The organism is Ensifer sp. SL37 (assembly GCF_026672675.1).
Classification (GTDB): domain Bacteria; phylum Pseudomonadota; class Alphaproteobacteria; order Rhizobiales; family Rhizobiaceae; genus Ensifer; species Ensifer adhaerens.
Window position 1 is genome coordinate 799,709 of the sequence record NZ_JAPPRN010000007.1, and the last position, 23,630, is coordinate 823,338.

General features: G+C 58.4%; 21 protein-coding genes. 13 read left to right on the forward strand and 8 right to left on the reverse strand.

Annotated elements, in window-relative coordinates; genetic code table 11:
• Window positions 1-618: 618 nt before the first annotated feature.
• Window positions 619-1,179, reverse strand: coding sequence for an NADPH-dependent FMN reductase (locus tag OVA00_RS36065; RefSeq protein ID WP_113135570.1), 561 nt, complete (start codon window positions 1,177-1,179; stop codon window positions 619-621).
• A gap of 153 nt (window positions 1,180-1,332) precedes the next feature.
• Between OVA00_RS36065 and OVA00_RS36070 the strand changes: the two genes are divergently transcribed.
• The 6 genes from OVA00_RS36070 to OVA00_RS36095 all read left to right on the forward strand — a co-directional run bounded on the left by OVA00_RS36070 (window position 1,333) and on the right by OVA00_RS36095 (window position 9,640).
• On the forward strand, window positions 1,333-1,641 hold the full coding sequence (locus OVA00_RS36070) for a hypothetical protein (protein WP_090299791.1): 309 nt from the start codon (window positions 1,333-1,335) through the stop codon (window positions 1,639-1,641).
• A 356-nt stretch (window positions 1,642-1,997) separates the two neighbouring features.
• On the forward strand, window positions 1,998-2,552 hold the full coding sequence (locus OVA00_RS36075; protein WP_234852905.1) for a biliverdin-producing heme oxygenase: 555 nt from the start codon (window positions 1,998-2,000) through the stop codon (window positions 2,550-2,552).
• A complete protein-coding gene (locus tag OVA00_RS36080) occupies window positions 2,539-5,139 on the forward strand; it encodes an HWE histidine kinase domain-containing protein (RefSeq protein WP_268090774.1) in 2,601 nt (866 codons plus the stop codon). Before OVA00_RS36075 ends, OVA00_RS36080 begins: the two co-directional genes overlap by 14 nt.
• Window positions 5,132-7,276: a response regulator gene (locus OVA00_RS36085; RefSeq protein ID WP_268090775.1), complete on the forward strand. Its 2,145-nt coding sequence runs from the start codon at window positions 5,132-5,134 to the stop codon at window positions 7,274-7,276. The genes OVA00_RS36080 and OVA00_RS36085 overlap by 8 nt, the downstream gene beginning before the upstream one ends.
• A gap of 327 nt (window positions 7,277-7,603) precedes the next feature.
• On the forward strand, window positions 7,604-8,239 hold the full coding sequence (locus tag OVA00_RS36090; protein WP_082584573.1) for a BA14K family protein: 636 nt from the start codon (window positions 7,604-7,606) through the stop codon (window positions 8,237-8,239).
• 180 nt (window positions 8,240-8,419) lie between these two features.
• Complete coding sequence (locus OVA00_RS36095; protein ID WP_268090776.1) at window positions 8,420-9,640, forward strand: NAD(P)/FAD-dependent oxidoreductase; 1,221 nt, start codon at window positions 8,420-8,422, stop codon at window positions 9,638-9,640.
• A 77-nt stretch (window positions 9,641-9,717) separates the two neighbouring features.
• Here the strand turns inward: OVA00_RS36095 and OVA00_RS36100 are convergent, their stop codons facing one another.
• The 7 genes from OVA00_RS36100 to OVA00_RS36130 all read right to left on the reverse strand — a co-directional run bounded on the left by OVA00_RS36100 (window position 9,718) and on the right by OVA00_RS36130 (window position 13,586).
• Complete coding sequence (locus OVA00_RS36100; protein WP_034803410.1) at window positions 9,718-9,924, reverse strand: CsbD family protein; 207 nt, start codon at window positions 9,922-9,924, stop codon at window positions 9,718-9,720.
• A 246-nt stretch (window positions 9,925-10,170) separates the two neighbouring features.
• The gene (locus OVA00_RS36105; protein ID WP_060530547.1) at window positions 10,171-10,770 is read right to left on the reverse strand and encodes a general stress protein; all 600 of its coding nucleotides are present in this window, start codon (window positions 10,768-10,770) and stop codon (window positions 10,171-10,173) included.
• A 21-nt stretch (window positions 10,771-10,791) separates the two neighbouring features.
• Entirely contained in the window at window positions 10,792-11,112 is a 321-nt protein-coding gene (locus tag OVA00_RS36110) for a PepSY domain-containing protein (RefSeq protein ID WP_060530546.1), read from the reverse strand.
• A gap of 169 nt (window positions 11,113-11,281) precedes the next feature.
• Entirely contained in the window at window positions 11,282-11,533 is a 252-nt protein-coding gene (locus tag OVA00_RS36115; protein ID WP_034794901.1) for a hypothetical protein, read from the reverse strand.
• Window positions 11,534-11,778: 245 nt separating this feature from the next.
• Window positions 11,779-12,231, reverse strand: a complete 453-nt coding sequence (locus OVA00_RS36120; RefSeq protein WP_034794899.1) for a pyridoxamine 5'-phosphate oxidase family protein — start codon at window positions 12,229-12,231, stop codon at window positions 11,779-11,781.
• Window positions 12,232-12,312: 81 nt separating this feature from the next.
• Complete coding sequence (locus OVA00_RS36125; protein ID WP_034794896.1) at window positions 12,313-12,720, reverse strand: TIGR02588 family protein; 408 nt, start codon at window positions 12,718-12,720, stop codon at window positions 12,313-12,315.
• 8 nt (window positions 12,721-12,728) lie between these two features.
• On the reverse strand, window positions 12,729-13,586 hold the full coding sequence (locus OVA00_RS36130; RefSeq protein WP_060608044.1) for a TIGR02587 family membrane protein: 858 nt from the start codon (window positions 13,584-13,586) through the stop codon (window positions 12,729-12,731).
• Window positions 13,587-13,901: 315 nt separating this feature from the next.
• Here OVA00_RS36130 and OVA00_RS36135 point away from each other — a divergent pair, with 315 nt between their 5' ends.
• From OVA00_RS36135 to OVA00_RS36165, 7 genes are all read left to right on the forward strand, one after another.
• Window positions 13,902-14,927, forward strand: a complete 1,026-nt coding sequence (locus OVA00_RS36135; protein WP_268090777.1) for a PAS domain S-box protein — start codon at window positions 13,902-13,904, stop codon at window positions 14,925-14,927.
• A gap of 377 nt (window positions 14,928-15,304) precedes the next feature.
• Window positions 15,305-18,751, forward strand: a complete 3,447-nt coding sequence (locus OVA00_RS36140; protein ID WP_051659320.1) for a response regulator — start codon at window positions 15,305-15,307, stop codon at window positions 18,749-18,751.
• Complete coding sequence (locus OVA00_RS36145; protein ID WP_034794888.1) at window positions 18,748-19,587, forward strand: CheR family methyltransferase; 840 nt, start codon at window positions 18,748-18,750, stop codon at window positions 19,585-19,587. Before OVA00_RS36140 ends, OVA00_RS36145 begins: the two co-directional genes overlap by 4 nt.
• On the forward strand, window positions 19,584-20,150 hold the full coding sequence (locus tag OVA00_RS36150; RefSeq protein WP_034794885.1) for a chemotaxis protein CheB: 567 nt from the start codon (window positions 19,584-19,586) through the stop codon (window positions 20,148-20,150). Before OVA00_RS36145 ends, OVA00_RS36150 begins: the two co-directional genes overlap by 4 nt.
• Before the next feature lie 8 nt (window positions 20,151-20,158).
• On the forward strand, window positions 20,159-21,217 hold the full coding sequence (locus tag OVA00_RS36155; RefSeq protein ID WP_034794882.1) for a response regulator: 1,059 nt from the start codon (window positions 20,159-20,161) through the stop codon (window positions 21,215-21,217).
• Window positions 21,218-21,552: 335 nt separating this feature from the next.
• Window positions 21,553-23,067 (forward strand): sensor histidine kinase, encoded by a 1,515-nt coding sequence (locus OVA00_RS36160; RefSeq protein ID WP_268090779.1) that lies wholly within the window; start codon window positions 21,553-21,555, stop codon window positions 23,065-23,067.
• Between the two features lie 2 nt (window positions 23,068-23,069).
• The gene (locus OVA00_RS36165; RefSeq protein ID WP_200954142.1) at window positions 23,070-23,471 is read left to right on the forward strand and encodes a response regulator; all 402 of its coding nucleotides are present in this window, start codon (window positions 23,070-23,072) and stop codon (window positions 23,469-23,471) included.
• The last annotated feature ends 159 nt before the right edge of the window (window positions 23,472-23,630 follow it).

Below are 23,630 nucleotides of genomic sequence, written 5' to 3' on the forward strand. Positions count from 1 at the left end.
CGCGTTGGATACAACCTGAGTTGCTACCGATATCAACACAGCCGCCAACGCGACCACGGTCCCAAGTCGCAAAGCCTTCATCCAACGTACCCGCGTGCCGTTCCAATCATAGCCCATTTTGCTCCCCTGTCGGGATCATGCCGCTTGGGAATGGTCGTCTCTTTTCCTGTCGAGGACGTAAAACGTTTGCGTCCTCGTGGAACTAGCCAAAGGATCCCCAGGCGAGGCCTGTCGCTATGATTGGAGCGCCAGGCCTCTGGCCGTCTCCTCCCCGTCCGAAGACGACTGGTGCTCGCTATCACACCGCTTGCCGGAACTCTATTTGCCCATCCGGGCTAAACCCTGCGGCTAATGAGGATATCGCGATGAAATCCCTTGAGTGCAGATGAGTAGCTTGACAGGCATTAACCTGTGGGCTGAGAAATCGGCTCATCTGAATTGGTGCTTGATCGGGAAGTGGCCGCTACTGGTATGGGAGGCGGGAAGGGCGCGTTTTGCCACGTTCAGCTGCGCCGGGGAAGTGTTTGGGGCAGGATATTTCGCAGGAACAATAGCCTTTATGCGACTTTCGAAATACGGAGCCACAGCGCTCTGGGTTGTGGTCGGTCTCGCCGCTGGTCAAATAGCGATCACGTCAGGGACGTCCCCGTTCTGGCTTCGGCAAAACGATGCAAAATCCTTGAGGAATTTCTCCCCCGCCGGACGATGAGCGGGGTCCATGAGCTTTTCCATGATTGCGTCTGGCGTCTCCTTCATAACGGGAAGCCGGAAGAAAATCGTCTCGGAGAAATTTGAGCTTAATGTCAAAAGGACGGTGCGCAGCGCTGCGAGCATGTCGTCGCCTCGGTGCGAAGCGTGGATGAGGGCTATCGGTTTTGCGATTACGGCCTCCCCCGAGACAAGCCAGTCGATGGCGTTCTTGAGGCCTCCGGGAATGGTGCGAACATACTCGGGGCTGGAGATGATTAGCCCATCACTTGCCGAAATTTTCTCGACGAAGCGGATGACGCTTTCTGGGGCGTTTGCGCCCTCCAGATCGGGAGAAAAGATCGGCAGCTCACCAATATTATCAAAGACTTCAATGGTGATATCGGCTGGAGCGAGGAATTGGAAAGCCCTCAACAAGGCCGAATTGGTGGAAAGCCGACGCGTACTTCCTGAAATTCCTAGGATCCTCATTCCTCAAGGATAGTGAAAATTCCGCAGCCAGCAAGCCATCGTGGACGCGGCGCCGCTTTCAAAAGCACAGTGTCAACGGTGAGGAAGGTAAAACGAGGGAACAACGGGCGGCCTTTCCTCGTTGAGAAAAACCGGGCGTAGGAGGACCAAACAATGAGTGACGAGCCGCGCGAACGCGATATTTTGTCGTTGAGTGACGACCCGCTGCCAAAGGCCGAGTTTGTTCTCAAGACACCACGCCTGGCGACGCAAAGAGAGCAGCTTGATGTGTTGCGGGCCGACGTGGCCCGGCTTGGCGAGCGCCTCATCGCCATAGCGGAGGGGACTTCCAGACTGGCGGCGCTCGAGGCGACCGTTGTTTTAGAAACGGTAGAAAGCGGTATCAGACGTCATCTCACGCCGGTTCTGATCACCGCGGGTGTTGCCGGTTATATCTGGAGCGCGTTCTTGAGGCGACGATAACTGTGCCCACCTGCTTTCTGCGACGGTGCAGCGCACTCGAAAAGACGTGGCTGAAAAAAGACGGTCCCCAAGGAGGGAGCCATCTTACACACGATCCGGAGAGATCCTGGATCGCTTGCGGGTGCATCAATAGAACCGCTCGATCATAGGAATTTTCCCATGCCTGCGCGGCCGTTTCGCTGAAAGCCGTTTTTCAGCCTTGGATGTTCGAGCGCCACTCTCATCTCCAAAAACAGAACGCGATTGCCTTGTCGCAATCGTGGCCATGCCCTAGTTCTTGAAGCGATTTTAGTCTGGGGCCTGCCTCGGCCACGTGCCACAGAACGGGTCGTATTTTATGATTAGGCGGAAAATGCATGCGCGGAAGTGAACGCGTTGAATTGAGGAATAGGACGCGGGATGCACATCAGCGGGTAGACGCCGCGGTCGGCGAGCTCAGCACTATCGAGGACTATCGCCGGTACGTAGCGCGCGTGTTGCCGTTTCGTGCGACAATGGACGAAGCGCTGAGGAACGTCTCTTGGCCTGAAGGCTGGAATTGGCGACCATCAGGGGTTGCAGAGCTGCTTGCTCAGGACGCGTGCGATCTCGGCTTGGCACCGGCGCGCCGCATTCGGACTGATTTCGATTTTTCCGACCCAAGCGCGCTGCTCGGTGCCCTCTACGTGGTGGAAGGGTCGTCTCTCGGTGCGCGGGTCTTGCGTCAGAGGGCGTTGAAGCTTGGTTTCGATGAAACCTTCGGCGCGAAGCACCTTGTTTCGATGGCGAACGACACGACCCGATGGCCGTCCTTCCTGTCGCTCCTCGAACGAACCCGCGATTTTGACGTCGTTCGGTCTGCCGTCACGGCGAACGCCGTGTTTGCTCTCGCCCAAACTTGCTTTGAAAGTACATATCTTGTCGCCAGTTGAACCCGTCACCCTCGAGACTTGCGACAGGGAGCCCATTCATATCCCCGGGAGCATCCAACCGCACGGTTGTCTTCTGGCGTGCAATGTCGGGTTCACGACGATCGAACGCATATCGGCAAACGCTGCGAAGATGCTCGCCTGGGAGGGCAGCCTCCTTGGGCGGCCTCTTGTCGACGTGCTCGGCCCAAAGTTGTTGCATGATCTGCGCAATGCGCTTGCGGCCGCGGGAGCGGCCTCACGACCGGCCCTTTTGCTCGATGTCGCTTTTGGCGACCGCGTGTTCGACATTGCCGTCCACCTTCACAAGTCGGCCGTCATCATTGAGTTCGAGCCGGCGCCGTCGATCGGTCAGCCCTTGCATATCGCGCGCGAGATGATTGGCCGTATCAAGGACATCACCGACGTCGACCGTCTCGTGCAGCGCGCGTGCCGGATCGTTGCCGGTACCATCGGCTATGACCGCGTGATGATCTACCGCTTTGAGCAGGACGGATCAGGCAAGGTCGTCAGCGAAGCGAAACGCGCCGATCTTGAGAGTTTTCTGGGCCAGTATTTTCCAGCAAGCGATATCCCCCAGCAGGCCCGCGCACTTTATCTCAAGAACACCATTCGCGTCATTTCGGACGCGAGCGGTGCGCGCGTCCCGGTCGAGCCGGTTCTGGACGGATCCGGCGAACCATTGGACCTCAGTTTCGCGCACTTGCGCAGCGTTTCGCCCATCCATTGCGAATACTTGCGCAACATGGGCGTCGCCGCGTCGATGTCGATTTCGGTTGTTCTGGACGGCCAGCTCTGGGGGTTGATCGCCTGCCACCATTATTCGCCGCGCGCCCTGCCGATGGCTCAACGCGTTGCGCTTGAAGTGTTCGGCGAATTTTTCTCGCTGCACCTGAAATCTCTGAAGGAACGTCGCCGGGTTGCGGCCGTCGCCGGCACACGCGAAGCGCTCGACCGTTTTCTCATTTTGTCCTCCCATCACGAGGATGTGGGTGAGCTGTTGCGCCAAAGCCTGCGTGAATTCTCGCAGTTGCTGGCAAACGACGGCATCGGCGTCATGGTCGATGGCAAATGGGCGGGGATCGGCACCGCTCCGCCGGACGAAGAAAGAGCCGCTCTTCTGGACTTCATCCGCACTGTCAGCGAAGGGCGCGTTTGGGCGACACATGCCCTGTCACAGAAGTTCCCGGAGGCATCGGCCTACAGCGAGCGGCTTTCGGGCGTTCTCGCCATTCCCCTTTCGCAAACCGGCTCGGATTGCCTGGTGTTTTTTCGCAAAGAACTGGTCCAGACCCTCAACTGGGCCGGCAATCCTGAAAAGACCTATGAGGCAGGTCCACTCGGCGACCGCCTGACACCACGCAAGAGCTTTGCGATCTGGAAGGAGACAGTCCAGGCGCAGGCGCAGCCCTGGTCGGAGGCCGAGCGGGAAATCGCCGAGATCGTCCGGGTCGCGATCGTCGAGGTGGTGCTGCGACACAACGAGCTGATGGCGGGCGAGCGCCGCAAGTCCGAGGTTCGGCAGCGGATGCTGAACCAGGAGCTTAGCCACCGCGTCAAGAACATCCTCGCCGTCATCAAATCTCTGGTGACAAGCCCCCAACGGCACAAGAAATCGCTCGAAGAATATGTTTCGACGCTGCAGGGTCGCATCGAGGCGCTCGCAATCGCGCATGACCAGGTCGTGCGCGGAGATGGCGGCGGGATCCTGGCGGATCTCCTGGAGGCCGAACTCCAGCCTTACCGGACAAATCTGTCGACAATTACGCTCGAAGGTCCTGCCGTCTGGCTCGACAGCCGCGCTTTTTCGGTAATGGCGCTGGTGTTTCACGAGCTCGCGACCAACGCCGCCAAATACGGAGCGCTTTCGGTGACGGCTGGCGAAGTAGAGGTGCGCTGGACGATGACCGGCTCCGATTGCGACGTCTCCTGGCGCGAGCGAAACGGTCCACTCGTCACTCTGCCGTTACGCAGGGGATTCGGTAGTGCCCTCATCGAGCGCAGCGTCCCCTACGATCTTCATGGGCGCAGCTCCGTCCGCTTCGAACCATCGGGGCTTGAGGCAGAGTTCAGCATCCCCTCCCCACACGTCAAACTCACCGCGTTAGGTCCGACAATGGAAACATATACGTTCGGTACCGCCGCTCCCGAACAAAGCGGCCTTGGCCGTGCAAACCCCAGGGTTCTGATCGTTGAGGATCAGATGCTCATAGCGCTTGATCTCGAAGCGATGCTGTCGGACGAAGGGTTCTCGGAGGTTTCGACGGCGAGCTCCGTGCAGCAGGCCATGGCACATATCGAGAGGACTGCTCCGGAACTGGCGATTCTCGATATCAATCTCGGGCAGACCAATTCGTTCGGGATCGCCGGCGAACTCATGCGCAGAGGCACTCCATTCGTTTTTGCTACAGGCTATGGCGAGGGAGCAGAACTGCCGCCGGACCTTATCGGCGTGCCGATCGTGCGCAAACCCTACAGCAGAAATGCCATCGTCGGAGCGCTTTCACTGCTGTGGGACGAGACCCTGTCCAGAGACGCGCAAAGGGCAGTGACAGGAACGACGAAGGGAAAGACCGAAATCGATGTCTGACATCAAGTCGCTGTCTCGCGAGCAACTCGAAGACGAGATCCTGAGGCTGAGGGCCCTGTCGCAGGGAGGCGCCGCGCTGAAGGTCCATAACGCCAGCGACGACGACGCGCGAGAGGCATGCTATCGAGCCCTTTTCGAGGCGATCGACGATGGTTTCTGCATTATTGGCTTCATCGACGGACCACATGGTCCGCTCAGCGATTACGTACACCTTGAAGCAAATTCCGGCTATGGCCGGCATACAGGCATCTCGGACATCGTCGGCAAACGGCTTCGGGAGATTGAACCCGGCAACGCGGATGTCTGGTTGGACGTCTATGGCAGCGTGTTGCGCACCGGCAAACCAGTGCGCTTCGAGCAGGAGTTCAAATCAGTCGCCAGGCATATCGAAGTTTCGGCCACCCGCATCGAGCCGGCAGGCCTGCGCCAGGTGGCGGTCCTATTTCGCGACGTAACCGAGAGGAAGAAGGCCGAAGCGGCGCTACGCGAGAGCGAAAGCCACGCGCGCGATAACATACAGCGTGTGCAAATGGCGATGGCCGCAGGGGCGATCATCGGCACGTGGCTGTGGGACGTGCCTACCGATCGCTTTACGGTCGACGAAGCTTTTGCGACCGCGTTTGGGTTCGATCCGCAGCAAGGGCGCTCAGGCCTGAGCCTTGCCGATATCGTCGGCGCCGTTCATCCCGACGATCAGGAACGAGTGACGGCCTCGGTCCGAGAGGCCCTGGCAAAAGGCGGAGCCTATGCCCACCAATACAGGACGCGTCGCGAGGACGGGAGGTATCGCTGGCTCGAGGCGAACGGTCGCGTGGAATGCAGCAGTGACGGTGTTGCGCTTAAATTTCCGGGTGTCCTGATCGATATCGAGGAGCGGCGCGCGGTCGAAGCCGAACGTGACCATGCCCTTGCGGCCCTCCGCACGCTCAACGAAACGCTAGAGCAACGGGTAGAGGAACGCACCGCAGCCCTTGTCCAGGCGGAAGACGCCCTGCGGCAGGCGCAGAAGATGGAGGCTGTCGGGCAACTAACCGGGGGCCTGGCGCACGACTTCAACAACATCCTCGCCGGCATCAGCGGCAGCCTTGATCTGATGAAAACTCGGCTCGCCCAGGGCCGTGTGGGTGAGATCGACCGTTATATGACGGGAGCACAAGGGGCGGTGAAGCGGGCCGCGGGCCTAACTCAGCGCCTCCTTGCCTTTTCCCGCAGGCAGACGCTCGATCCGAAGCCGTCGGACATCAATCGCATCGTCGCGGGTATGCAAGATCTGATCAGCCGAAGCGTCGGTCCTGGGGTGGCGGTCGAGACTGTCGGAGCAGGAGGGCTGTGGACGGCCTTCGTCGATGTTGGCCAGCTCGAGAACGCTCTGCTCAATCTTTGCATCAACGCTCGCGACGCGATGCCGGATGGTGGACGCTTGACGATCGAGACCGGCAATCGGTGGCTCGACGAACGCGCTGCGGCCCAACGTGGATTGCCGCCGGGGCAATATGTCTCCTTGTGCGTCAGCGACACCGGTACGGGCATGTCGCCGGATGTGGTCGCCCGCGCCTTTGATCCGTTTTTCACGACGAAGCCGATCGGACAGGGGACGGGGCTTGGCCTTTCCATGGTCTACGGTTTTGCCGGCCAATCCGGTGGTGCCGTGCGCATATACTCCGAAGTGGGCAAGGGCACGATGATCTGCATTTATTTGCCCCGCCACGCGGCCGAAGATCATAGCTCCGACATACCAGCCGACGCGGGGCCCGCGCCTGCAGCGACCGGAGTTCACACCATCCTAGTCGTGGACGACGAACCCCTGGTCAGGATGGTCGCGGTCGAAATTCTCGAAGAGCTGGGCTACGAAGTGCTGGAGGCGAGCGACGGCCCTTCCGCCCTTAAAATGCTTGATGCACGCCCCACAATCGATCTTCTGGTTACCGACGTCGGGCTGCCGAACGGCATGAACGGACGGCAGCTTGCGGATGCGGTGCGCGTCCAGCGTCCCGGTCTTAACGTACTCTTCGTCACAGGGTATGCGGAGAACGCAGTACTCAACCACGGGCACCTCGACCATCGCATGGAAGTGGTCACCAAACCCTTCACAGCTGACGTGCTGGCGCGGCGGGTCGAAAGCTTGATCCGCCAATGACAACTGGGTCTGGCGCGCCAGGCTTGCTGCATTTCGCCGATGGACAGCCAACTGCGCTCAGCTGACGGGACCACCGGGCAATCTGCAAGTCCGCGCTCTTTTCAGGAGTTTCGAAGTGCTCGATAACCCTCGTTCTGGTCAAGCTACGCCCTTGGTCTGAATTTCCGTCCGACCAAAGCCCGTAAGGGGAACAAAAAATCAACCTCCGCATTTAGCTGTCGGCGACGACGGTCGTCGCGGCAAGGCGTTTTCGTTGGAAATTCAATCGCTTTCGATTTCGCGCTGATACCAAAAGGCATTCCCAGTGACGGGCAGAGGAGCAAAACCATGAAAGCGATCGGATCGCTGGCATTTGGCATCGCATTGTCCGTTTGCGCCAGCGCCGCGGCTGCGTCCGTCGCCTCACTCGTGCTGGCCAAGCCCACCGAACCTCCTCTGCTGAAGTCGGCTTCGGCTCCAGATCTTTGGACCGCAACACCGGTCCGGATCGACCGGAGCCAGCAGAACTACCAGCGTTTGCCGCCCGTCTATTCCACTTACGTCACGAACCCGGTTTCGGCGAAGCGAACATCGGGGCGTCTGGCACTCACCGCTCCAACCTTGGTGACCTCCCATACCGGCCTCTCGACAGCCCACCGCGATTGGTGCTCAAGCCGCTACCGGTCCTATAACCCCGAAACCAACGCGTACCGCTCATACGGTGGACAAATACGAACGTGCCAGTCGCCTTACGCGGTCATGTACCCGATCCACAAAGACCGGACGGCGCAAATCGATCGGCGGTTCGTGGGCTACGCGACGGCCGAACCGCGTACCGTCTCGTGTACCGTCCGCTATCAGTCGTATCGAGCCGATGACAACACCTACCAGCCCTACAACGGCCCTCGAAGGCACTGCCTTTATCCATCCCAAGATGCGCGCCTCGAAGCGAGCAACAGCGTGCGGCCCGTGTCGGGGCGATGAGCAGCCCGCAAGTCAACTGCGGCACGAACATTCTTCGGCGGCACCGGCCTCTCCCGGGCGTGCGTTGCGACGGCTGAGGCATTCAAGGGATCGCGATCCCGATGGATAGCGAGAGTAAAGCGGAAGAATGAGCGTTCGTCCGGCAATCCAACCTCTACCGGAACATGGAGATGCAAAGAGTTGGAGAAAATCACGCGAAAGCGCAAACTGCGGTCCAATCGGCCACTGTGGTTGAACACGCGTCATATCAAGGTTGTCGCGCAAAGTCGCATCTCCGCTGACAAAGTCGATGTGCTGATCGTCGGCGGTGGCATCGGAGGGGCGCTGATGGCGTTGTCCCTTGCCAAGCGAGACATGAAAATTCTCGTCGTCGACCGACGCGGCCCGGTACAAGGCAGCACTTTGGCGAGCACTGCGATGATCCAGCACGAGATCGATGTGCCGCTCCACCAGCTCACCTCGATGATTGGAAAGGACAAGGCGCGGCGCGCATGGCAACGCTCCGCAAGAGCAGTGGAAACACTGATTACGCTCGTCGATAATCTTGGAATCGACTGTGGCTTTGAACGAAAGAAGTCTCTTTATCTGTCCGGCAATGCCCATGGTGCCCGAGCGCTTCGCCTGGAGACTGACGCACGTCAGAGCGCTGGCATTTCAGCAAGGTTTCTCAAGTCTGCTTGCTTGCGCGAAGAGTTCGGTCTCAATCGGACTGCGGCAATCGAGTCCGATATTTCTGCAGCCGCAAATCCGGCGCAATTGACAGCCGGCTTGTGGCGCAAAGCCCAGAGGGACGGTGTTTCGCTCATAGGCGACACGGAGATTACCGACGTACGCAGCGTTGAAGGATGGAACGCCGCTGCGACCTCGACAGGCGAAATCATACTGGCCAAGCACGTTGTGTTTTGCACGGGCTACGAGTTTCTCGACGTCGTGGCCCACCAAGGCCATCGGATGGTATCCACCTGGGCGCTTGCGACTAAGCCGCACCATCCACGGCCTGACTGGCTTAAGAACTATGTTCTTTGGGAGGCATCCGATCCATACCTCTATTTTCGCTCGACCAAGGATGGTCGCCTGATTGTTGGAGGGGAGGACGAAGAAAGCGCCACCGCATTTGCGGACCCTATCAAGCTTAGAGCCAAATCCCAGATCTTGCGCGCAAAGCTGTCGGCGCTCCTGGAAATACCAATCGGCGAACCGGATTATCTTTGGGCCGCGCCTTTTGGCATTACCTCTGACGGATTGCCGCTTATCGGAAACGTTCCGGGGCTGGAGAATGTCTATGCTGTGATGGGTTATGGGGGCAATGGCATTACCTACAGCCAGATCGCTGCGGAGGTCGTGTCGTCAGAGATTTTGGGCTACCGCGACCCAGATAGCGAATTGTTTGCCTTTCGCTGAGCTTTGAAGCCAGGCAGCAAGCAGAAAGGCCGCCGGAACGGCGGCCTTTGAAGATAAAGAGTGGAGGTAGCTTTGGATCAATGGAAACGCTGGTTTGAATACCAGTCGTCGATATCTTTCCTCGCCTGATCCTTGGCATATCCATAACGCTCCTGGATCTTGCCTTCGAGTTGCTCGCGTTTACCGTTGATCTGGTCGAGGTCATCGTCGGTGAGTTTGCCCCACTGCTCCTTGACCTTACCCTTAATCTGCTTCCAGTTGCCTTCAACACGGTTCCAATCCATTTTGGGGACGCTCCATTGCTATTTCAGGTACATTTCTTGAACGAGTGAGCTACGCACTTGTTCCGTTATTTGTTGAGACGAATGATGGTGCTGTTTGTCGGGCCCGGCTCAATGAACCTCGAGACAGTTTAGCCGACTGCAGGCCCTGCCTCGTTGGTTTAGGCAATGCTTATCCGTTGCCAGCGGCATTATGCCGGTATGCCGGCAACGGATGAATTTAGGACCCGAGAAGACGCCTTGGGGACATCAGCGCCTGTAGCGCCGCCGCTCCTGTTCAACCTCATCGGGAGTATAGGGAGCGAGCGTCGGATCAAAGCGCCGCCAGCCCTGCTCGGAATAAGAAGCTCGACGCTGCACCGGGTCGACCCAGCTACCGCGGCGCAGGATCGCTTCGGCATCCGCCTGGAGCGCGTCGTCGACCCGTGCCGTGACGACCGCGCCACCGCGCCGTACGCCTTCCGCATAGACATGGGCATGTTCTTCCGGAACGCCCGAATCCGTCATCGCTCCGATAATCCCGCCGGCGGCACCACCTGCTACCGCGCCGGCGGCAGCACCCGCCGCGGTCGCGGCAAGCCAACCGGCTGCGACCACCGGACCGACACCCGGGATGGCCATGACCCCAAGGCCAGTCAAAAGGCCGCCAATGCCACCGACCGCAGCGCCGACACCGGCGCCTGTCCCAGCGCCTTCAGCCGCGTTGCTTTCGTTTGCAGTGCCGTACCGATCCCCAACATTGTTGGAAACGATGCTGATGTCGTCCGACGGCACGCCGCGATCTTCAAGGGCTGACACAGCGGCGCGGGCGTCCGAATAGTCGTCAAAAAGTCCACTAACGGTTTTCATGGGGATTTCCTCGTTCTGGAGTTAGTTGGCAACAATGTTGCCCTGGTAGTCGAGCGCGACCTGCATGGATTTGCCGTCCTTCGAGGCAGTTGCGCGCCAGACGCCCTTGTCGTCGAGCTTTAGACCGGTCACATCGGTGTAGCCGGCGTCAGTAAGGCGATCCTTGGCCTGTTCTTCAGTGAAACTGTTGGCGCCGGCGACGGGCGCTGTTGGATTGGTGGTGTCTGGTGTTGCCACGGCAGGCGTATCACCATCTGCTGTAGCGGGAGGTGTGGCGGTCTGCGCGAGCGCGCCCAAACTCGATACGCCGAGGAAGACCGCGGCGAGCAGGATATTTTTCATGATTTTGTTCCTCGTTTCGATCCTCGAGATGCGGGCATCCGGAGGAAAAATTTGAGATCATAAGAGCCACATCTCCGTTCGTTTCGACCCGGTGAGCAGCATGATGGATTATATGCAGCAGACTGAGGGAACACTGCGCTTCAGCATCAATGCTCCCTTCAGACGGACTCTACATGGCGTCCATGCCCTTGATGGCATTGTCGAGATGCGACGTGCATTTCTCCATGTCGTTCGCCATCATGGCATCTCTCGCCATGGTGAGTTCCTTGGTGGACTCGATCTTTTTTGCGCCGTCGGAGATTTGCGCGACTTGCTGTTCGGCCTTAGCGATTGAAGCTTCATCGCAAACGACCTTTTGCTGTGCCAGAGCGGGGCTGGCAAATGCCGCGATGAGGGCGAAAGTAGCAATCCGTTTCAGCATTTGTATGTTCTCCATTGGGCCGATACGACACCGGCGTTCACCGCGATTGAACGGCAAAACGGGTCGTTCTGTTCCGTTGATAGCGGGCCGAAAAGCGAAGTTTTTTCAAGGAACATCCAAGCGTTTGGTGCGTTAGGAGCGCGTGCAACTGTGGGTCTAGATGTGCGCTTTTTATGGGCTTTTGGCCGCCTTGAGAGTGAACAGCGAGCGCGGGTGCCGGTGCATAGAACGGAGGGCTTTGCGCGCTAGTCTTGTGGGTGGTCGTCAGGGGCGAAGATGCTCCCCGTCTCATCGCCATCCCAGTAGGTGACTTTCGACGCGTGAACCTTGATCATTAAAAGACCGGGGGTGTCCACGCCTTGGGGAAACCATCTTTCAAGCTCGCTCATCCAATGCTCGGCAAACGTCTGCTTGTCACCCACGAGCGAAGCATTCCCTTGGATTGCAATGAAAATACCGGGTTTGCCGAGAAGGCTCGGACGAGCGGTGTAAGTCAGGGCTACCTTCGGATCTGCCTTGATCTCGGTGATTTTTTGTGACTGCTCAAAGCAAAAGAACCAGGTGTCCCCCCTATAGTCCACGTCGCCATTGTTGCTCATTGGTCGACTGGAGATGGTTCCGTCTGCCTTCTTTGTCGAAAGCATGCCGAAGTCGATATTCTTCAGTTCGTTGGAGATGTCGTTGAGCGTCAAAGTCATCGTGCACTCCCGTTGGCGTTCAGGTCCTAACCGCGAGAGCACAAACAGGTTCCTTGACACCGCCCTGGCGCACGTCGTCGGTCACGGTTCGCTGAAACCGGTCGCGGAAACACGGGAGCGACCTGCAGGATCGTTGCGAAAGATCAGTCCACCCCGCGCCTTCGATCGCGCAGGCACGTAGTCAAGCGTGATCTCCGCGGTCTCTATGACATTATCGTTGTCGGTGATTTCGCCACGTACGACGACGGCGGCCGCCGTTCGGTCGGCTGCATTGTTAACATCGAACATGACCAGATATCCGCCAGCACTCCCCGCGCTGCTGACGATCGTCACCGAGAGGTCCGGAGGCCCATCGGCCTGGGTTGCAGCCTGATAGCTGATCCAGCCAATAAGCGCCGTGATCAGGATGGTGGAAACCGCACCGGTCGTCCATTCGATCCAATGCGCTCGACGATTTTCAACGGAGCCTGGTTTCGGGGTCTTTGCCATCACGTTACCTACAGAATGAGGCGCGCTGCGGCTGCGCCGATTGCGCTCGGGAAGGCGAGGACAGCCGTGGCGACAATCGCTTGTGTTGGATCGAGGCCGTCCAGCCGATGAAACGTCCATAGGCAATAGAGGCTGATCGCGAATGCGATGACGTAACCCGGCGTTGTGAAGCGGATAAGGGCATGCCAGCCAGGTGTGTTCTCATCGAGTTCATGGCCGCCTATGAAAGACAGGGCGTAGACGAAGCCATGCATCAGCAGGATCGACGCCAAGATTGCGGCAATGGCGTGCCACAGCGACATCTTAAAGGATATCAGGATCATTTCTTCGGTTGGGGCGACGTTGAGACCGAGAAACAGAGCCCCAACGACCATCATAAAAAGTTCGCCACCGTAACCATCGCCCCGCGTCTCGCCGATCGGATCCTTCTCGTCCTCGCCGCTTTCGGTTCGTGTCCCCAGTTCGCTGCGGCCGAGCAAGGCGCCAATGCTGGCTGGGACCGCCTGAATGGCGATCATTCCAAGCACTTCCGGCAGGGCCTGGCCAATCTTTAGGACGCCAATCATGAAAAGTACAAAGACACTCGCCGCGATACCCAGGCAGTATGCAATGCTTGCGTCTCGCAGCGCTTCGCGCCACGTCGATACATTTTCAAAGCCGATCCGACGCGCAAGGAGGACAAGCAGCGGAATGTTGACCACAAGCAAAATAAGCAGCCGGTCGCGGTCGATGTAGAGGCCGAGTTCCCACATTTCCATCGTGAGGAACATAGGCAGCGCAAAAAGCAACGCGCCGGCGAAGCCGCGTGCGAGGCCCTTCGCGAAGCGGCCATGGTCAAAATCGGCCCGCGTCCCGCCCTTGGTCATCTTTCCCTCTCAAGGTTGCTGTCGGCCTCGCAAGGACGCGGCAGCATTTCTCTGACAGAGGTAACGTCGAGAGACAGCGCAAGTTCCTGATGTCCAGCCGGCCGGTCCAGCCCCTCAATGTCGGCGTTTCCTTGCTTGCATCGATCAAGTGCACATCGAACCCGTTCAGCCGTCCGCACTCCGGTGATCGCGACCGGCGCGTAGCGCTCATGCTTTCGTTGCTCAGGGCATTGGAACAATAACAACGTCCACGTCTTTCCACGGGGTTGGTAGCCCTTGGGAAAGGGAATGTTCGTGAAGTTGGAGCAGTAAGCTATGCCCTTGGGTTCTTTCGACAAGGCGGGGAGTGAAGATATCTTGCGAGCGAGGCTTGCGGCCATTGTGGAGTCGTCCTTCGACGCCATCGTCAGCAAGGATCTCGATGGTACCGTGCGAACCTGGAACGGCGCAGCCGAACGCATGTTCGGCTACTCAGCCGAGGAGATGGTCGGGCGATCAATCCTGACGATCATACCCACTCATCTTTACGACGAAGAGCGAGATCTGCTGCAGCGCCTGCGCAAAGGTGAAAGGATTGAACCGTTCGAAACCGTCAGGCAGCGCAAGGACGGCAGCTTTGTAACCGTTTCGCTGACGATCTCCCCGATCCGCAACTCCAAGGGCCGCATCATCGGAGCATCCAAGGTTGCGCGCGACATCACATCCGCAAAGGACCGTGAAAGGCGAATTCGCCTGCTGCTGCGGGAGGTCAACCACCGGGTCAAGAACCACTATGCCATCATTCTTTCGATGATCCGGCAGAGCAGGAGCGAAGAAACGGAACCTGCGGTTTTCCAGAAGGACCTTGAAAACCGCATATGGGCCCTTTCGGCATCCCACGACCTGATTGCGTCGGCAGATTGGCAAGCAACAGATCTAAGAGGCCTGGTCGAAAAGCAGATCGCAGCGTTTCATGCTGAAGCGTTCTGTCAGATTTCTGGCCCGGGCATCGCGCTTGCCCCAGCTGCAATCGAAAATCTTGGGATGGCGATCCACGAGTTAGCCCTTCATTCGTCAAAGGGCGGCGTATTGCGGTCGCGTGCCGGCACGATTTCAATTACCTGGGCGCTGGCCACTTCCCCGGCAGGCCTTGCCTTTTCGATGTCTTGGGATGAGCACCCTGGCCCTGAAGGTCGCGACTATCAGTTGCCGCGCTCGGGTTTTGGCGCGGTCGTGCTAAAGAGGACAGTGCCGCAGGCCCTAAACGCCAAGGTGGAATCCGCCCACGGAGACGGATTTGCCCGGTGGCGGTTGGTCGGGCCCGCGGACCGCTTCCTGGAGTGGCCGCGCTTCTCTCTGTGAAATCACTGCAGTGACCACCGTGCACTGTCACCAAAATGTGACAGGCGGTGCCTGGCGAGAATGAGGTGGCGGCAGGGAGATGGAAAAAGAACGAGGGAGCCATAGTTAGAGCTCGCAAATTCAGCATTCCGCGGTTTAGCGGGAAAGGTTTTGGGGGCAGACGGGTGAACAAACGGCCTGTTATTTCAAAAGTTTGTACGCTTCGGCGGGCAGGTTTGATAATGCAACATAGAATCAGCGCGAATCCGTCAGGGCTGGTCGAATTCCGACTTCGGCAGGAACCGCCGCTGAACCAGAACGTCTTCGCAATCCAGCCACGCACCGTCAGCACACGTTCGCTGTTTCCACTCAACGCTTGCTCTTTCCTCGGAGTCTGAATGTCCGCCACCGCAACCAGAAGATCGAGCTTGAGTTCGCGCTCGTTCCGCGCGCTTTTGGGCCTAGAAGCGGGCGTGGCCCTCGGCCTGGCAGGCACCCTCTTCTTTTTTGTCGCAAGCAGCGTCGTTGCCTATCTCAACCTGGAGGCCCTGCAACGGGGCAACGAGAGGATTGTACAAACCCACGTTGCCATTGTTTCTCTCGACGAACTGCTGTCGCTTGTTCAGGATGCCGAGACCGGTCAGCGTGGGTTTTTGTTGACCAATAGTGGGGGCTACCTTGCCCCCTACAACGCGGCAGTTCGCGCCATTCGGCCAAAACTCGATCAGATCGGTCAACTGACTGCGAGCAATCCGGGCCAAAGTCAGCGGCTGGTGGCTCTCAGGCAACATGTGGACGCCAAGCTCGCGGAACTCGGGGCGACCATCGATCGGAGACGGGCCGACGGTCTTGAGGCGGCGATTGCGATGGTAAACTCCGATCGCGGCAAGATCGAAATGGATGCCGTCCGCGCGCAGATTGCGGCCATGTCGGGCGCTGAGCTGGAAGTGCGCCTTGATCGATTGGCCGAAATGGAGAATGCGCAGAAGACTGCGCGGCTCAGCACTCTGCTTTCTGGTCTTCTCGGAATTGCTTTGACCGCAGCAATCGCCCTCCTCATTCGCAAGGCCACGATCGTCCGCCGAAGGGATGAATGGCTTCAGGCTGGTCAGGTCGGGTTGGCGTCGGCGATGATGGGCGATCAGTCGATCGAGCAGCTGAGCAAAAGTATTCTCGACTTCCTGGCGCCTTACGCAGGCGCCATTGCCGGTGCGATCTTCATTCGCGGTGATGGTTCGTTCCAGCGGGCTTGTAGTCGTGGCGTTCCGCCCGAGGCGAACTTGCCAATGACGGTTCGACCCCGCGAAGGCCTCTTGGGTCAAGCGGTTGCGGAAGGGGGTTCAATCGTCGTCGACGATGTCCCGGATGGTTACCTGGCCTTCGGTTCCGGGCTTGGGATGGACAAACCACGCCATCTCGCGATCCAGACCGGAAAGGTCGATGGTTCAGTGAATTCGGTGATCGAGCTCGGCTTTCTTGGGCCAATCGACGAGACCATCGTCACCTTTCTTGACCGCGCATCGGAGGCTATCGCGATTGCCGTGAAGGCAGCGACCTATCGCGGCCAGCTTCACGACCTGCTGGAGGAAACGCAACGGCAGTCCGAAGAGTTGCAAACGCAAAGCGAGGAGCTGCGCGTTTCAAACGAAGAGCTTGAAGAGCAGGGGCGGGCGCTGAAGGAATCTCAGGCGCACCTCGAGCAGCAGCAAATTGAACTTGAGCAGACCAATGCTCAGCTGGAAACACAAGCCCAGCGGCTTGAGGCTCAGCGCGACGAGCTGGAGCGCGCGAACGTATCGATATCGGCCAAGGCGAAGGAACTAGAGCAGGCAAGCCAATACAAATCCGACTTCCTTGCCAATATGTCCCACGAGTTGCGCACGCCGCTGAACTCTTCCTTGATTTTGGCCAAGCTGCTTGCGGACAATCCCGACGAAAACCTGACTGAGGAGCAGGTGAAGTTTGCCAAGACGATCCAATCCTCGGGCAATGATCTCTTGAACCTGATCAACGATATTCTCGATCTCTCCAAGATCGAGGCCGGGCATGTCGAAATCCGGCCGGAAACCGTTTCGCTCGAGCGACTGGCCGGCAACCTTCGTCAGGTGTTTCTGCCGCTGGCGACCGAGAAGAAACTCGGGTTTTCCGTTGAACTTGCTGAGGAATGTCCGCTCACTATCGAGACCGATCCGTTGCGGCTTGAACAAATTCTCAAGAACTTGCTTTCAAATGCGATCAAGTTCACCGAGACCGGCAAGGTCACCTTGGTGATTGGTTCGGTTGGCGAGGGCAAGGTTAGCTTCTCCGTCAGCGACACCGGAATCGGAATTGCACAGGAACATCAGCGGGCGATCTTCGATGCCTTCCACCAGGCCGATGGCACAATCAGCCGCAAGTATGGCGGCACCGGGCTCGGCCTTTCCATCTCTCGGCAACTGGCGCGGCTTTTGGGCGGAACGATCGTGCTTCAAAGCCAGGCGGGACGGGGTAGTACGTTTACCGTTACCATCGGGGAACGGTTCGATGTGGCCAAGCCGACAGCTCTTGCGCCAAGTCCAGGAACGCTCGCAACGACGGTCACGGCGCAAAAGGCAGGTACGGTTACGCCCAGGCCGATCCGCCGGATCGACGACGACCGAGATGTTCTGACAAATACAAAACGCGTGCTGCTGGTAATCGAAGATGATGACACTTTTGCCGGCATCGTGCGTGATCTGTCGCGGGAAATGGGCTTCCAGGCAATTGTCGCGGCAACCGCCGAAGAGGCGCTTTTGCTTGCGAAGGAATTCATGCCAAGCGCCGTCGTGCTCGATATAGGGTTGCCGGACCAATCGGGCCTCGCCGTCCTCGACCGGCTGAAGCATGATGTCTTGACCCGTCATATCCCGATCCATGTCGTGTCGGGGAGCGATCACGCCGAGAGTGCCTACTCTCTCGGGGCTGCCGGTTATGCCATCAAGCCCGTCAATCGAGAAGAACTGTTGAAGGTTCTGCAAAAGCTCGAGGCGCGGTTTACGAAACAAATGCATCGCGTCCTGGTCGTCGAGGACGATCCGGTGCAGCGCGAAGCGGTGGCAAAACTGATCGGCACGCAGGACGTCGAGACGGTGACCGCCAGCACCGCCGCCGAATGCCTTGACCTCCTGAAGCACCAGACTTTCGACTGCATGGTGCTTGACCTGTCGTTGCCTGACGCGTCGGGATATTCGTTGCTGGAGACGTTGAGCTCACAGAGCGCTTATGCCTTCCCGCCTGTCATCGTCTATACTGGACGCGAACTCTCGGCGGATGACGAGCAGAAGTTGAGGCGCTTCTCGAAGTCGATCATCATCAAGGGGGCAAAATCCCCCGAGCGACTGCTCGATGAAGTGAGCCTGTTCCTGCATCAGGTGATATCGGAACTGCCGGACGAACAGCAAAAGATGATCCGCAAGGCGCGCAACCGCGATGCGCTGTTGGAGGGGCGTCGCATTCTCGTGGTGGAAGATGATATCCGAAACGTCTACGCGCTAACCAACATTCTTGAACCGCGCGGTGCGATCGTCGAGATCGCGCGCAACGGCCGCGAGGCACTGGAGGTTCTCGAAAAAGCTTCATCTGGCCCCGGGCGCCCGATTGAGCTCGTGCTGATGGACGTCATGATGCCTGTGATGGATGGTTTGGTCGCGACCGCTGAAATCCGAAGGAACCCGACTTGGAAGAAGTTGCCGATCATTGCGCTGACCGCCAAGGCAATGCCGGACGATCAGGAGCGCTGCATTGAGGCTGGGGCGAATGATTACATGGCCAAGCCGCTGGACGTCGACAGGCTGCTGTCGCTGGTGCGTGTATGGATGCCCAAATGAGCGAAGCCACCGCCGTTGAAAAGGTAGAAGACATCGAAATCCGGTTGCTGCTGGAAGCACTGTTTCTCAAATACCACTATGACTTTCGCAACTATGCGATGGCCTCGATCAAGCGCCGCCTGAAAAAGGCGCGCGAACAACTGGGGTTCGATACTTTCTCGGCGATGCAGGAGGGACTTCTGCACGATCAGGCAATGCTGCCGCAATTGCTGCGTTTTCTGACCGTCCAAGTGAGCGAGATGTTTCGCGATCCGAGTTACTTCCAGGCGATCCGGGAAAAGGTCGTTCCCCACTTGAGGACCTACCCTTCCTTGAAGGTGTGGATTGCTGGCTGCAGCAGCGGCGAGGAGCTTTATTCGCTGGTTATCCTGTTTCGCGAAGAAGGCCTCGAAGATCGAACGATCTTCTATGCCACTGACATCAGTCATGAAGCGCTGGAGGCGGCCGAGGCCGGCGTCTATGCACTCGACAGGATACAGCTTTTCACCGAGAACCATCGCAAATCGGGTGGAAAATCATCGTTGTCGGACTACTATCAGGCGGCATACGGCAAGGCGCTGTTCGATAAGACCTTGCGCCGCCATGTCGTGTTTTCGGATCACAGCCTGGTGACCGACGCCGTTTTTGCAGAAATGCACCTCATATCGTGCCGAAACGTCATGATTTACTTCGACCGCGCGCTTCAGGACCGCGCGGTGGGTCTTTTCAAGGACTCGCTCGCTCGCAAAGGTTTCCTCGGGCTCGGCGCCAAGGAGAATTTGCGCTTTTCCCTTCATGCCGATGCGTTCACGGATTTCGTGCGTGAGGAGAAGATCTACCAAAGGCGTGTCGAATGACGCCAGCAAAAGCTCAAGCGGTGATCATTGGCGCTTCGGCGGGGGCTGTCGAAGCACTTTCGGCAATCCTGCCGGCGTTGCCGCGAAGCTTCCCGTTGCCCGTGATCGTGGTCGTTCACGTTCCATCCGACAGGCCGAGCCTTATGGTCGACCTGTTTCGTGCAAAGTGCCGGTTGCCTGTCGAGGAGGCCGAGGACAAACAGTCGCTCGAGGCCGGCACGATCTATTTTGCACCGCCGGACTATCATCTGCTCGTTGAAACGGACAGGAACCTGTCCCTTTCCTCTGATGAGCCTGTCCTCTTCTCCCGCCCGTCAATCGACATACTTTTCGAAAGTGCTGCCGATGCCTTCGGGCCGGATCTTATCGCGATTGTCCTGACCGGCGCCAACCGAGATGGGGCAGACGGCCTGGCGGCTGTCCACAATGCAGGCGGAACGGTGATCGTGCAAAACCCCGAAGGCGCTCACGCTCGCGCCATGCCGGAAGCTGCAATCCAATCATGCCCGAGCGCCCTCGTCCTGTCGCTCGATGCCATTGCCGAATACTTGAAAGAGGTCTGAGAACAACTATGGAGCCCGTCCCGTTTCTACTGGTCGATGACCTCGAGGAAAATCTCATATCGCTGGAGGCACTGCTCCGCCGAGACGATCGCCTTCTCATGAAGGCGCGGTCCGGCGATCAGGCGCTTGAGATCCTGCTTCGACAAGACGTGGCGCTCGCGCTTGTCGACGTTCAGATGCCGGGTCTGGACGGTTTCGAACTTGCCGAGTTGATGCGCGGCAACGAACGCACGCGACACATTCCCATCATCTTTGTGACGGCGGGTATTGCAGACGGCCGACGCCGTTTTCGCGGCTACGAGGCTGGCGCGGTGGACTTCATCCAAAAGCCGATTGAACCGGACGTTCTGTCAAGCAAAGTCGACGTGTTCTTCGAACTGTACCGGCAAAGGCAGCAACTCGCCGCTCAACGAGATGAACTCGCTGCCCAGGCGCAGGCGCTTAAGCAGGCAGCAGAGCACAAGGATATTCTGCTGCGGGAAATCAATCACCGCATCAAGAACCTGTTCAGCCTCACCGCCGGGTTGATCTCGGTGAGCGCCAGGCAAGCCACAACCGTTTCCGATCTAGAGGCTGATCTACGGTCGCGGCTACACGCACTGTCTCGCGCCCACGAACTTACGCTGCCCGACCTTGTCGGGGAGGACGATCGCGGAGATATTGCGACGACGGTTGTGGCTCTGTTGAAGGCGATCGTTGCGCCACACGACCACGCTCACGGCTCTCGAATCCTGATCTCCGGAACGGACGCTCCCCTCGGCGACAAGGCACTGACGTCAATGGCGCTCCTTCTGCACGAACTGACCACCAACGCTGTCAAGTATGGTGCCCTTTCCGGCCCTGCGGGGCAATTGAGCATCGACCTTTCGACTTTCGACGAAGAACTTCACGTCAAGTGGAGTGAACACGGATCACATCCGTTGTCCCAGAGCTCCGAAAGGACGGGATTTGGAACAACGTTGGAGAAAGCGGCAATCTTGGGATTGAACGGATCGCTGGCGCGAAATTGGCGGACAGATGGGCTTTGTCTGGCGCTCCGCATCCCGCTAGCTAGTTTAAAAAACTGATCGGTCCCCGCAAGGACGCTTGACGCACTTTTGTTTGTGGTGTGCTGGCATAAAGCTGCTAATCGAGCAGTTTACCGGGGTTAGTGCCCATTCCCGGTTGCTCCTAAAATCGGTACTCGCCGACGTCCCATTTAATAGGTTAATCGCTCATTCTATAAGGGCGCGCGACCAGAGATATTCATTCGCCCTGCGGACGGGACTCGACGCTGCTCGGGCTTGAATTCCGGTCTGCCTGCCACACCTAAACTTTACCCGGGCCTGCGGAAATATAAACGCTCGTTGTCGCAGTCCCTATCGAAACCGAGCCCGTACGGGCTCGTCCCAGCGGGGCGCATATGAGCCAACGTGAACCTGCCGACGACACGCCCTGGATTAAGAAGGCCGACGAGTTGGAGGCGCTGTTCCAATTGACGGACGGACTATACCGCGCAGAGTCCGAGACCGATGCTTTCGATGCGACATTCGATGCGATCGAGCGGGCGCTGGGGTGTTCGCGGGCTTCGATCCTGCTTTTTGACCGCCACGGAGTGATGCGATTCGTCGCTTCCCGCGGGCTCTCGGAGGACTATCGTCGGGCAGTTGATGGACACTCGCCGTGGAAGCCGGGAGATCGAGATCCTATTCCCATTTTCGTAAGCGACATAGAGCTTTCTGACGAGCCTCAGGCGCTCAAGAACGCCATACGAGGGGAGGGTATCCGCTCCCTCGCATTCATTCCTGTGACCGTCGATGGCATCGTCGTTGGCAAATTCATGACCTACCGCGACGTCGCTCACGTCTATACCGCTGACGAAGCCACCCTGTGCCTCACTATCGCCCGGCAACTCGGGTTCAGCATCGAGCGGAAGCAATCGGAAGAGGCGCATCAACGTGCCGAAGAGGGACTTCGCCGCACCAATGAACGGTTGCGTGTCATCCTCGACAGCGCGAGCGAATATGCCATCATAACGCTCGACGCCGACGGACGGATCGCAAGCTGGAACAGTGGCGCTGAACGCCTTTTGGGCTATCTCGACAACGAGGTCCTTGGTCTCTCCGGCAGTATTTTCTTCAATCCTGAGGATCGAGCCTTGGAAATCCCACAACAGGAAATGCGAACCGCGGCCGAAACGGGACGTGCCGCGAACGAGCGTTGGCACTATCGCAAGGATGGGTCACGGTTTTGGGGCTCAGGTGTCATGCTTCGTGTCGAGGAGAGCGGGCCTGATCGCTACCTCAAGATCTTCCGGGATCGAACAGAGGAAAGAAGGGCGGAGAAGAGGCAGAAGCTCTTGGTGGGAGAGCTCAATCATCGGGTGAAGAACACCCTGGCTACCGTGAATTCCCTCGCGGAGCAAACATTGAAAAGCTCCGAAACGCCCGAGGCGTTCGCCCAGGCTTTTAACACTCGTCTGCTCGTTCTTGCCAAGGCGCACGACTTGCTTACGCGGGAGGCTTGGCAGGCCGTAAACCTGAGCGATATCGCTCAAACGGTTCTTACCGCTTGGATTGAGGACGGGCGCGTCTCGATCCAAGGCGCTGCGATCCGCATCGATCCGAAAAAAGCTCTGGCGCTTTCCATGGCGTTCAACGAGTTGCTGACCAATGCGATCAAACACGGTTCACTTTCGAACCAGGTTGGTCGGGTCGCATTATCATGGCAATGCCAGGAGGTATGCAGCATTCTTTGGGAGGAGCGCGGCGGACCTCCGACGTCTGAACCGGACCGCCAAGGGTTCGGTCTACGGGTTCTAAACCGAGGTCTAGCCCACGAACTCGGATATCCGGTCGAACTGCGGTTCGAACCGGATGGCCTCAGATGCACAATGAGCATGGATTTCAGTAGCAAACAGCCCTCGGGAGCGCAGTAAAGTTGACAATTTCAACAACATTAGCGGGACGTCGAGTGCTCGTCGTTGAAGACGAAATGCTGGTGGCAATGTCAATCGAGGACACTCTGCTTGCGGCTGGAATGCAGATTGTGGGCCTTGCTCCGACTGTGGATCGGGCGCTGCAATTACTTAACGACGCGACGAAAATCGACGTCGTCGTGCTCGACATGAACCTCCAGGGACACAGCGGGCTTCCCGTGGCTGACGCGTGTTATCAGCAATCGATTCCGTTTCTTGTCCTAAGCGGATATGGGACGTCGGCCTTGCTTGGGACCAGCCACACAGCTCCAGTTCTCTCCAAGCCGTTTTCGAACTCTGTCCTGGTGGAAGCGCTGGACGCGGTACTTGAGCAGAAGAACGGGGAGGCATCTTCATCCGTGTGATCAGAATGAATGCCCTGCCCCGAGGTAGCCTGCCCGTCCTTTCGGCCTCCTCTGGTGCGATGCCTAACGTCATTTGGCGCGATGGTGGCTCTTGGCCTGCACCGGCTTACAGATCGGCAATGTCGCCCTGCTCGCTGACGGGGGGGCGTCTGTTTCCAT

Bases quoted from the DNA above. Each gene is read 5' to 3' on its own strand.
- OVA00_RS36065 (WP_113135570.1), bottom strand. From the start codon at position 1,179: ATGAGGATCCTAGGAATTTCAGGAAGTACGCGTCGGCTTTCCACCAAT.
- OVA00_RS36070 (WP_090299791.1), top strand. From the start codon at position 1,333: ATGAGTGACGAGCCGCGCGAACGCGATATTTTGTCGTTGAGTGACGAC.
- OVA00_RS36075 (WP_234852905.1), top strand. From the start codon at position 1,998: ATGCGCGGAAGTGAACGCGTTGAATTGAGGAATAGGACGCGGGATGCA.
- OVA00_RS36085 (WP_268090775.1), top strand. From the start codon at position 5,132: ATGTCTGACATCAAGTCGCTGTCTCGCGAGCAACTCGAAGACGAGATC.
- OVA00_RS36090 (WP_082584573.1), top strand. From the start codon at position 7,604: ATGAAAGCGATCGGATCGCTGGCATTTGGCATCGCATTGTCCGTTTGC.
- OVA00_RS36100 (WP_034803410.1), bottom strand. From the start codon at position 9,924: ATGGATTGGAACCGTGTTGAAGGCAACTGGAAGCAGATTAAGGGTAAG.
- OVA00_RS36105 (WP_060530547.1), bottom strand. From the start codon at position 10,770: ATGAAAACCGTTAGTGGACTTTTTGACGACTATTCGGACGCCCGCGCC.
- OVA00_RS36110 (WP_060530546.1), bottom strand. From the start codon at position 11,112: ATGAAAAATATCCTGCTCGCCGCGGTCTTCCTCGGCGTATCGAGTTTG.
- OVA00_RS36115 (WP_034794901.1), bottom strand. From the start codon at position 11,533: ATGCTGAAACGGATTGCTACTTTCGCCCTCATCGCGGCATTTGCCAGC.
- OVA00_RS36120 (WP_034794899.1), bottom strand. From the start codon at position 12,231: ATGACTTTGACGCTCAACGACATCTCCAACGAACTGAAGAATATCGAC.
- OVA00_RS36125 (WP_034794896.1), bottom strand. From the start codon at position 12,720: ATGGCAAAGACCCCGAAACCAGGCTCCGTTGAAAATCGTCGAGCGCAT.
- OVA00_RS36130 (WP_060608044.1), bottom strand. From the start codon at position 13,586: ATGACCAAGGGCGGGACGCGGGCCGATTTTGACCATGGCCGCTTCGCG.
- OVA00_RS36135 (WP_268090777.1), top strand. From the start codon at position 13,902: ATGCCCTTGGGTTCTTTCGACAAGGCGGGGAGTGAAGATATCTTGCGA.
- OVA00_RS36140 (WP_051659320.1), top strand. From the start codon at position 15,305: ATGTCCGCCACCGCAACCAGAAGATCGAGCTTGAGTTCGCGCTCGTTC.
- OVA00_RS36145 (WP_034794888.1), top strand. From the start codon at position 18,748: ATGAGCGAAGCCACCGCCGTTGAAAAGGTAGAAGACATCGAAATCCGG.
- OVA00_RS36150 (WP_034794885.1), top strand. From the start codon at position 19,584: ATGACGCCAGCAAAAGCTCAAGCGGTGATCATTGGCGCTTCGGCGGGG.
- OVA00_RS36155 (WP_034794882.1), top strand. From the start codon at position 20,159: ATGGAGCCCGTCCCGTTTCTACTGGTCGATGACCTCGAGGAAAATCTC.
- OVA00_RS36160 (WP_268090779.1), top strand. From the start codon at position 21,553: ATGAGCCAACGTGAACCTGCCGACGACACGCCCTGGATTAAGAAGGCC.